Below are 8,972 nucleotides of genomic sequence, written 5' to 3' on the forward strand. Positions count from 1 at the left end.
TGTCAGCCTCCCAGCTTGCTCTTATCGCGGACGGCACCTTTGTCAGCACTGGTCGCGAGTAATGCGTAAGCACGCAGCGCAAAGGAGACTTCACGCTGACGATTGACCGGCGTATACGCCGCATCGCCACGTGCCTGCTGCTCTTCACGGCGCGCGTGCAGTTCGTTATCCGGCACAGCGAGTTTGATGCCGCGGTTAGGGATATCGATTTCAATAGTGTCGCCATCTTTGACCAGCGCAATGGTGCCGCCGTTGGCCGCTTCAGGCGAAGCATGGCCGATAGAGAGGCCCGACGTACCGCCGGAGAAACGACCATCGGTGATCAGGGCGCAGCTTTTGCCCAGTCCCATCGATTTCAGATAGGTAGTCGGATAGAGCATTTCCTGCATGCCCGGCCCGCCTTTTGGCCCTTCGTAGCGGATCACGACCACGTCGCCTGCCACGACTTTGCCGCCCAGAATCGCTTCTACCGCATCATCCTGGCTTTCATAGACTTTGGCCGGACCGGTGAAGGTCAGAATCTCTTTGTCTACGCCCGCCGTTTTAACGATACAGCCATCTTCGGCGATGTTGCCGTAAAGAACGGCCAGACCGCCATCCTGTGAGTACGCGTTTTCGCGGGTGCGGATACAGCCCTCGGCACGGTCATCATCCAGCGTGTCCCAGCGGCAGCTCTGCGAGAATGCCTGGGTAGTACGGATGCCCGCCGGGCCAGCACGGAACATCTCTTTTACCGCCTGATCGTTGGTCAGCATGATGTCGTACTGATCCAGCGTTTCACGCATCGTCTGCTGCAGGATGTTGCGCGCGCTGCTGTCGAACAGACCTGCGCGATCCAGCTCGCCCAGAATCGCGTAGACACCCCCCGCGCGATGCACATCTTCCATATGGTATTTCGGGGTACTTGGCGCGACTTTACAGAGCTGAGGCACTTTACGTGACAGGCGATCGATGTCGGAGATATTGAAGTCGATGTCGCCTTCCTGTGCCGCCGCCAGCAGGTGCAGCACGGTATTGGTGGAGCCGCCCATGGCGATATCCAGCATCATGGCGTTCTCGAAGGCGGCCTTGTTGGCAATGTTCCGCGGCAGCACGTTAACGTCATCCTGCTCGTAGTAGCGTTTGGTCAGGCTGACGATGCGCTTACCGGCATTGATGAACAGCTCTTTACGATCGGCGTGGGTGGCCAGCAGGGAGCCGTTGCCAGGCTGCGACAGGCCGAGTGCTTCAGTCAGGCAGTTCATCGAATTGGCTGTGAACATACCGGAGCAGGAGCCGCAGGTCGGACAGGCAGAACGTTCGATCTGTTCGCTGTCAGCATCGCTGACGTTCGGGTTGGCACCCTGAATCATTGCATCGACCAGGTCCAGCTTGATGATCTGATCAGAAAGCTTGGTTTTACCCGCTTCCATCGGGCCGCCTGAAACGAAAATCACCGGGATATTGAGGCGCAGAGACGCCATCAGCATGCCGGGGGTGATTTTGTCGCAGTTAGAGATACAGACCATGGCGTCGGCGCAGTGTGCGTTAACCATGTACTCGACCGAGTCAGCAATCAGCTCGCGCGAAGGCAGTGAATACAGCATGCCGCCATGACCCATGGCAATACCGTCATCCACCGCAATGGTGTTGAACTCTTTAGCCACACCGCCTGATGCTTCAATCTGCTCAGCGACGAGTTTACCCAGATCGCGAAGGTGAACGTGGCCGGGAACAAATTGGGTGAATGAGTTAACCACAGCGATAATCGGCTTGCCGAAATCATCATCGGTCATTCCTGTCGCGCGCCATAAGGCACGGGCACCCGCCATATTGCGGCCGTGGGTGGTTGTGGCGGAACGGTACTTAGGCATGCTCTATTTACTCCAGTAAGAATTAGCTCGCGGACGTCAGATGACGTCCGCGCTGTATCTGATTATGGGTTAACCGGATCTAACCAGCCCCATTTGTCTTCGGTCTCACCCGTGAACAGACCAAAGAAGGCCTGCTGGATGCGTTTGGTGACCGGGCCACATTTGCCTTCGCCCACCTGAATGCGGTCAACGCTGCGCACTGGTGTGATTTCTGCCGCGGTGCCAGACATAAAGACTTCATCAGCCAGATAGAGAGATTCACGAGACAGAGTCTGCTCACGCACTTCAATGCCCATATCACGCGCCAGCGTAATGATCGCATCGCGCGTGATGCCCGGCAGTGCCGAAGAGGTAAATGGCGGGGTAAAGAGCACGCCATCTTTAACTTCAAACAGGTTTTCGCCTGCACCTTCTGAAATCAGGCCATTGGTATCCAGCGCAATGCCTTCCTGATAGCCATGACGACGGGCTTCGCTGCCCACCAGCAGTGAGGAGAGGTAGTTACCACCCGCTTTAGCAGCAGTTGGCAGAGTGTTTGGCGCTACGCGGTTCCATGAAGAGACCATCGCATCAATACCATTCTCCAGCGCTTCAGCGCCCAGATACGCGCCCCACGGGAAGGCGGCAATGATCACGTCAGTCGTGAAGCCGTCTGGCGGGTTTACGCCCAGGCCCACATCGCCGACAAAGGCCAGTGGACGGATATAAGCACTTTTCAGTTTGTTCACGCGGATGACTTCGCGGCACGCTTCCATCAGCTCATCAACGCTGCTTTTAATCGGGAAACGATAGATTTTGGCGGAGTCGTGCAGACGTTGCATGTGTTCACGATGACGGAACACAACGGGTCCTTTGTGAGAGTCGTAGCAGCGGACGCCTTCAAATACCGACGTACCGTAGTGCAACGCGTGGGACATGACGCTGACCTTCGCCTCTTCCCACTTAACCATCTCGCCATTGAACCAAATAAAGTCTGCTTTCTTCGTGCTCATTGTTATTCCCTCTCGCGGCTACGCGCGGATTTGTTGTGTTGTCTGTTGTTGAATCTGAACGCATGCAACGTCGATCAATTTACTTAACTGCGAAGACAGTAAATCGACGGAGCGCTGGCTGGCAACGGTCATTTCAATATTAATGTTTTCTGCGTTGGCGACTGAGGCCATGTTCATAGAACAGACCTGAAAACCGCGGTGACGCACAACGCGTAAAATGCGCTCTAATATTTCAGGGCGGAAACGGGCTTCGATAGACAATTGATGCTGGTTCATACGGTTTTCTCCATCATGTTTGCATTGCTGGCACCCGGCGGTACCAGTGGCCAGACGTTTTCATGCTCATCAATTGCAACATGCAGGAAGTAAGGACCTTCGCTGTTCAGCAGAGCATCAAGGGCGGCGTCGACCTGATCTTTACGGGTAATGCGCTGGCCGGGGATGTTGAATGCGCTGGCCAGCGTGAGGAAATCGGGATTGTCGGACAGGTTGGTTTCACTGTAGCGACCATCGAAAAAGAGCTGTTGCCACTGGCGTACCATACCCAGACGCTGGTTATCCAGCAGTACGATTTTGACCGGCAGCTTGCCGCGCTTGATGGTGCCCAACTCCTGGATGTTCATCATGATGGAGCCATCGCCCGAGACACAGATCACCGTATCGTCCGGGCGTGCAACCTGTGCGCCAATGGCAGCAGGCAAACCAAAGCCCATGGTGCCTAAGCCGCTGGAGGTAATGAAGTTCTCCGGCGCATCAAATGCCATATGTTGCGCTGTCCACATCTGATGCTGACCGACGTCGGTGGTGACGATGGCATTGGCCGGTTTGCGATCGGAAAGCTGCTTCAGCAGCAGCGGCGCATAGATCGCTTCGCCCGGATGGTCGTAGCGCCATGCGTGGCTGGCTTTCAGTGCCTGTACCTCATCGCGCCAGGCGTTGATAGACAAAGGCTGACTCAGAGCGGGCAGCAATTCGTTGAGATCGCCCTGCAGAGAGACATGAGCGCGACGTAATTTGTTTAACTCAGCGGGGTCGATATCGAGATGAATCACGCTGGCATGCGGTGCAAAGGTGTCCAGCTTGCCGGTGACGCGGTCGTCGAAACGGGCACCGACCGCGATCAGCAGATCACACGCCTGTACGGCCAGGTTAGCGGCTTTGGTACCGTGCATCCCCAGCATACCGAGATAAACCTCGCTCTGCGCATCGACGCTGCCCAGACCTTTCAGGGTCGCAACGGCAGGGATACCGGTTTCTTCTGCGAATGCACGCAGTGCCGGAACCGCCTGCGCCATGCCCACGCCGCCGCCAACATAGAGCATCGGTTTTCTGGCCTGGGTCATTATTGCCCGCGCCTCGCGGATGGCATGATGCGGCAGCGAGTCTTCCTCCTCCACCGAAACCAGATGCGGCGCGGGTTCACCCTGCGCAATCTGAATATCTTTAGGGATATCAACCAATACCGGCCCCGGGCGCCCTGACTGCGCCATGGCAAAAGCTTCAGCCATAATAGCGGGCAGCTCATCCAGCGACTCAACCAGGAAGCTATGTTTGGTGCAGGCAAGGGACAGCCCCAGTACGTCGATCTCCTGGAAAGCATCAGTACCGATAAATGCAGACGAGACCTGACCTGTTACCGCAACGATCGGCACGGAGTCCATCATGGCATCAGCCAGACCGGTGATCAGGTTGGTTGCGCCAGGGCCGGAGGTAGCAATACAGACACCGGTTTTGCCGGTAGATCGCGCATAGCCAATCGCGGCCATAACCGCCCCTTGCTCATGACGGCACAGTAGGTGTTCCACGCCGCCATCGTATAGCGCGTCGTATACCGGCATGATGGCGCCGCCAGGGTAACCAAATACGGTATCAACACCCTGCGCGCGTAAAGCCTGAACTACCCACTGTGCACCTGTCATCGCTATTCTCCTGTGTCCTGACCGGAACAACAGAATTTTATGCTACTGTTCATTGTTTGTTCCTTGTGGATTTACTGATATTTCCTCGGGTCGAAAAAAAACCCCCGGACCTTTCGGTGCGGGGGTTTTTTCGGATTCGAGGCTTGATTTTTAAGCCTTTCTTTCTCCAAGCGTTGCCCCGCACGGTAGGTTAATAACCACCACCACGCTAATCACGACCAGGCTAATCACTTGTAGAAGGGCTTTCATGTGTTGTTCGATTCTTTTTCGTGTTCGAAGTAATGCCTACAGAGTTATCATAGTCAGGGGCCATCGCACAACTTTTTTTACAGATTTATTTTAGCGCGTGGCGCGGAATCGTGACCTATCGATCTGTAATACAAGAAATAATGACATGATGATAATTATTCATCACTTTAGTGACGTAATAATATTTTGATGAATTTGTGTGCTGTCGCGCAGCGTTTTAAAACGCCATGAAACAACTTTCGATAGGGTGTGCGATGGCCCGAAACGCACTGATGATGTTCTCGCTTTTTTTTGATGCAGTCACCAGACTGGCGGCAATAAGGAGCGAGTATGTCATTGTCAAAAGTTCTGACCCGGGCAGCACTGGGGGTAGAAGCCCCGCTGGTGACCATTGAGGCACATATCAGTAATGGCCTGCCTGCCTTAACCCTGGTAGGTCTGCCAGAAACAACGGTCAAAGAAGCGCGTGAGCGGGTACGCAGCGCTATTATCAACAGCGGTTTCACCTTTCCGGCAAAGCGGGTCACCATCAATCTGGCCCCAGCGGACCTCCCTAAAGAGGGCGGACGGTATGACTTACCTATGGCGATCGCCATTCTGGTCGCTTCTGAGCAGCTTCCTGCCGACAAGCTGACGCACTATGAGTTTCTGGGTGAACTGGCACTCGACGGCGCGCTATGCGGTGTACAGGGCGCGATTCCGGCAGCCATGGTGGCAATTCAGGCTGGACGACAGCTGGTTCTCTCTGCTGAGAATCAGGCGGATGCTGGACTCATCCGTCAGGGATCGTCGCTGGTCGCCTCGCACCTCAGCGACGTGTGCACTTTTCTGCGTAATGAACTCACATTACCGACAGCTCAGTCCCCTGATCATCAGGGCGAGCCGCCTGCTGACGATCTCGCAGATATCATTGGTCAGGAACAGGGGCGCAGAGCACTGGAGATCACGGCAGCTGGCGGGCATAACCTGTTGCTGATTGGCCCGCCTGGCACGGGTAAAACCATGCTTGCCACCCGTCTGCCTGGCATCATGCCTTCTTTAACCGATCAGGAAGCACTGGAATGCGCGGCAATCGCCAGCCTGGTAAACAATAGCAGTACTCTGCACCGACAATGGCGCAGCCGGCCTTTCAGGTCGCCTCACCATAGCGCATCTCTCTATGCATTAATTGGGGGTGGATCGCTGCCACGCCCCGGCGAGATCTCACTGGCGCATAACGGCGTGCTGTTTCTGGATGAGTTACCGGAATTTGATCGCAAGGTGCTGGATTCTCTGCGCGAGCCATTAGAGTCGGGGGTCATCGCTATTTCACGTGCCCGCGCAAAAGTCACCTATCCGGCACGATTTCAGCTGATTGCTGCAATGAATCCAAGTCCAACCGGACATTATCAGGGACAGCATAACCGCACCTCACCTCAGCAGGTGCTGCGTTATCTCAGCAAGCTGTCCGGCCCTTTTCTCGATCGTTTTGATCTTTCGCTGGAAGTACCGCTACTGCCGGGCGGAATGCTTAGCGGTCAACGCCCTCCAGCAGAAACGTCTGAACGGGTTCGCCATCGGGTGGTCGCAGCGCGGGAGATTCAGCTGACCCGTGCAGGAAAAATTAATGCGCATTTAAACAATGCGGAGATTATGCGCTGGTGTCAGCCGGCTAAGGAGGATGCGGAGTGGCTGGAGTCAGTACTGGAAAAGCTGGGTTTATCTGTACGGGCATGGCAACGCATTTTGAAGGTAGCGCGTACCGTGGCCGATCTGTCGGGAGAGGCAGAGATCAGCCGGCACCATCTGCAGGAAGCTGTCAGTTATCGCACAATTGATCGTTTAATGATTCATCTGCATAACAGCCTGCAGTAAAAAAGGGGCTTTCGCCCCTTCTCAGTTAATCGTCGCTGTCGGTAAAGTCTTCGACGGTGTCCATCTGCGGTTTACCGCCGGACAGCGTATGAAAACGCTTAGGACGCTTAATGCGGGTCATATATTTAGACCATACACGTTCAGCTTCCGTTTGCGGCTCACGCACGCCACGACATACTTCTATAAACAGACGTTCTTCTTCGGTTGCAGGCTCACGCTTTGATAAATCCAGCTCATTAAAGGCGAAACCGTGGCGTTCAAGAAGCTGAGCTTCTTTAATAGTAAAGTCACCGTGGCGTGAGAAACCACGCGGGTAATGTTTGTTATCAAAGAAACGATTCTCTGTTGAGAAGCTTTCCGCCATGTTACACGCTCCTGATTTTCTAATGCCGTGCTGTTAATGGCGCGGAGTATTAGATAGGCTTGACAGAGTGTAAAACAAAACATTTAAATCTATACGACAAACATTTTTTGGGAGAACGCTGTGGATACGGAATTACTGAAAACTTTCCTGGAAGTGAGCAGAACACGCCATTTCGGGCGTGCTGCAGAAGCACTTTACCTTACGCAATCTGCTGTCAGTTTTCGCATCCGCCAGTTAGAGAATCAGCTTGGCGTTAACCTTTTTACCCGGCATCGCAATAACATACGTCTGACAGCGGCTGGAGAACGCCTGCTTCCCTATGCTGAAAGCCTGATGAGCACCTGGATGATGGCAAAGAAGGAGGTTTCTCACACTCAACAGCACCATGAGCTTTCGATCGGTGCCAGTGCGTCGCTATGGGAGGCTTATCTGACGCCGTGGCTACAGACGCTGTATGAGAATCGTGAAAGCCTGCATTTGGAAGCGCGCGTGGCACAACGACATCTGCTGGTTAAGCAGCTCCATGAACGCCAGCTGGATCTGCTGATAACCACTGAAGCGCCTAAGATGGATGAGTTAACCAGTCAGCAGATTGGTCATATCTCACTAGCGCTGTTCTGCGCCCGGCAGAGCGAGAAACGCGAAAAATATGATTACATTAAACTGGAATGGGGAGCAGATTTTCATCAACATCAGAGTTACCTTTCCGGGGCGGATGATGTGCCGGTACTGACCACAACGTCGGCGCATGTTACCCGTGAACTGCTGCATACCACCGGAGCGTGCGCGTTCCTGCCTGACTTCTGGCAAAGTGTTTACGGTGAGTTGATGGTGATTCCGGATACGCCCGTCGCCGTTCGTCCGCTCTATGCTGTCTGGTTGCAGAACAGCGATCAGCAGGCGCATATCCGGCAGTTGCTTAAATTCCCGATTCTGGTCAGGCAAAACAGCTAAAGATTGGCAGGCAGAGAAGTAAGCAGGGAAGGGAAGAGATGAGACCAGTTAGATTTAGCTGGTTCTTCTTTTTTGCCTTTCTGAAGGCAAAAAAAAATCCTTTGCCGAAGCAAAGGATCGTTTTCTGGCAGGGGCGGAGGGACTCGAACCCCCAACACCCGGTTTTGGAGACCGGTGCTCTACCAATTGAACTACGCCCCTAATAGGGTGGCGGAACGGACGGGGCTCGAACCCGCGACCCCCTGCGTGACAGGCAGGTATTCTAACCAACTGAACTACCGCTCCACCGATTCTTTCACGCTTATCAGCAACCGGCTGATAACCGTCTGTTCCCGTTATTTTCCCTGTCAGAGGAAAAGGAACAAATTTGATGCCTGGCAGTTCCCTACTCTCGCATGGGGAGGCCCCACACTACCATCGGCGCTACGGCGTTTCACTTCTGAGTTCGGCATGGGGTCAGGTGGGACCACCGCGCTACAGCCGCCAGGCAAATCTTGGTGCACGAAACGAATCTTTTACGTCATGACCGCGTTGCCATCGCTCAGCCACACCGGTCACATACCTCAGTATGCTCCCGCTGATGTCTTCGCTCTGCGCCCTGTCACGCCGCAAAATCTTTCATTTCCGCTAATTTTATCCGTCACAGGCTGAAAATCATGTCTCTCAAAAACGCCTCTGGCGTTGTAAGGTTAAGCCTCACGGGTCATTAGTACCGGTTAGCTCAACGCATCGCTGCGCTTACACACCCGGCCTATCAACGTCGTCGTCTTCAACGTCCCTTCAGGAC

Annotated in this window: 8 protein-coding genes, 2 tRNA genes and 2 rRNA genes; 2 read left to right on the forward strand and 10 right to left on the reverse strand. The window is 54.4% G+C overall.

Annotation, left to right across the window (positions count from 1 at the left end; translation table 11 throughout):
* Window positions 1-2: 2 nt before the first annotated feature.
* The 5 genes from ilvD to ilvL form a co-directional block, all read right to left on the reverse strand.
* Window positions 3-1,853, reverse strand: a complete 1,851-nt coding sequence (gene ilvD / locus F3I20_RS11810; protein ID WP_150015863.1) for a dihydroxy-acid dehydratase — start codon at window positions 1,851-1,853, stop codon at window positions 3-5.
* A 62-nt stretch (window positions 1,854-1,915) separates the two neighbouring features.
* Window positions 1,916-2,845 carry a branched-chain amino acid transaminase gene (locus F3I20_RS11815; protein WP_150015862.1) on the reverse strand — a complete coding sequence of 310 codons (930 nt, stop codon included), beginning with the start codon at window positions 2,843-2,845 and terminating at the stop codon, window positions 1,916-1,918.
* Between the two features lie 18 nt (window positions 2,846-2,863).
* Window positions 2,864-3,121 (reverse strand): acetolactate synthase 2 small subunit, encoded by a 258-nt coding sequence (ilvM, locus tag F3I20_RS11820; RefSeq protein ID WP_008926359.1) that lies wholly within the window; start codon window positions 3,119-3,121, stop codon window positions 2,864-2,866.
* Window positions 3,118-4,764, reverse strand: a complete 1,647-nt coding sequence (gene ilvG, locus F3I20_RS11825) for an acetolactate synthase 2 catalytic subunit (RefSeq protein ID WP_150037608.1) — start codon at window positions 4,762-4,764, stop codon at window positions 3,118-3,120. Before ilvG ends, ilvM begins: the two co-directional genes overlap by 4 nt.
* A gap of 150 nt (window positions 4,765-4,914) precedes the next feature.
* Window positions 4,915-5,013 carry an ilv operon leader peptide gene (ilvL, locus tag F3I20_RS11830; RefSeq protein ID WP_072101316.1) on the reverse strand — a complete coding sequence of 33 codons (99 nt, stop codon included), beginning with the start codon at window positions 5,011-5,013 and terminating at the stop codon, window positions 4,915-4,917.
* A gap of 330 nt (window positions 5,014-5,343) precedes the next feature.
* On the opposite strand from ilvL, the gene F3I20_RS11835 reads away from it, so the two are divergent.
* On the forward strand, window positions 5,344-6,867 hold the full coding sequence (locus F3I20_RS11835) for a YifB family Mg chelatase-like AAA ATPase (RefSeq protein ID WP_150015860.1): 1,524 nt from the start codon (window positions 5,344-5,346) through the stop codon (window positions 6,865-6,867).
* Window positions 6,868-6,892: 25 nt separating this feature from the next.
* Here the strand turns inward: F3I20_RS11835 and F3I20_RS11840 are convergent, their stop codons facing one another.
* Window positions 6,893-7,231, reverse strand: a complete 339-nt coding sequence (locus tag F3I20_RS11840) for a MaoP family protein (protein ID WP_010253568.1) — start codon at window positions 7,229-7,231, stop codon at window positions 6,893-6,895.
* A gap of 120 nt (window positions 7,232-7,351) precedes the next feature.
* Here F3I20_RS11840 and hdfR point away from each other — a divergent pair, with 120 nt between their 5' ends.
* Entirely contained in the window at window positions 7,352-8,185 is an 834-nt protein-coding gene (hdfR, locus tag F3I20_RS11845) for an HTH-type transcriptional regulator HdfR (RefSeq protein WP_150015859.1), read from the forward strand.
* 125 nt (window positions 8,186-8,310) lie between these two features.
* On the opposite strand, the gene F3I20_RS11850 is transcribed toward hdfR, so the two are convergent.
* The 4 genes from F3I20_RS11850 to F3I20_RS11865 form a co-directional block, all read right to left on the reverse strand.
* Window positions 8,311-8,386, reverse strand: a tRNA-Trp gene (locus tag F3I20_RS11850).
* 7 nt (window positions 8,387-8,393) lie between these two features.
* A tRNA-Asp gene (locus tag F3I20_RS11855) sits at window positions 8,394-8,470 on the reverse strand.
* Window positions 8,471-8,557: 87 nt separating this feature from the next.
* A 5S ribosomal RNA gene (rrf, locus tag F3I20_RS11860) occupies window positions 8,558-8,673 on the reverse strand.
* A gap of 197 nt (window positions 8,674-8,870) precedes the next feature.
* A 23S ribosomal RNA gene (locus F3I20_RS11865) occupies window positions 8,871-8,972 on the reverse strand; the annotation flags it as partial.

The organism is Candidatus Pantoea gossypiicola (assembly GCF_008632075.1).
GTDB lineage: Bacteria > Pseudomonadota > Gammaproteobacteria > Enterobacterales > Enterobacteriaceae > Pantoea > Pantoea gossypiicola.

What these genes read in the sequence shown, in the direction of transcription:
- ilvD (WP_150015863.1), bottom strand. Translation starts at nt 1,853, where the DNA reads ATGCCTAAGTACCGTTCCGCCACAACCACCCACGGCCGCAATATGGCG.
- F3I20_RS11815 (WP_150015862.1), bottom strand. Translation starts at nt 2,845, where the DNA reads ATGAGCACGAAGAAAGCAGACTTTATTTGGTTCAATGGCGAGATGGTT.
- ilvM (WP_008926359.1), bottom strand. Translation starts at nt 3,121, where the DNA reads ATGAACCAGCATCAATTGTCTATCGAAGCCCGTTTCCGCCCTGAAATA.
- ilvG (WP_150037608.1), bottom strand. Translation starts at nt 4,764, where the DNA reads ATGACAGGTGCACAGTGGGTAGTTCAGGCTTTACGCGCGCAGGGTGTT.
- ilvL (WP_072101316.1), bottom strand. Translation starts at nt 5,013, where the DNA reads ATGAAAGCCCTTCTACAAGTGATTAGCCTGGTCGTGATTAGCGTGGTG.
- F3I20_RS11835 (WP_150015860.1), top strand. Translation starts at nt 5,344, where the DNA reads ATGTCATTGTCAAAAGTTCTGACCCGGGCAGCACTGGGGGTAGAAGCC.
- F3I20_RS11840 (WP_010253568.1), bottom strand. Translation starts at nt 7,231, where the DNA reads ATGGCGGAAAGCTTCTCAACAGAGAATCGTTTCTTTGATAACAAACAT.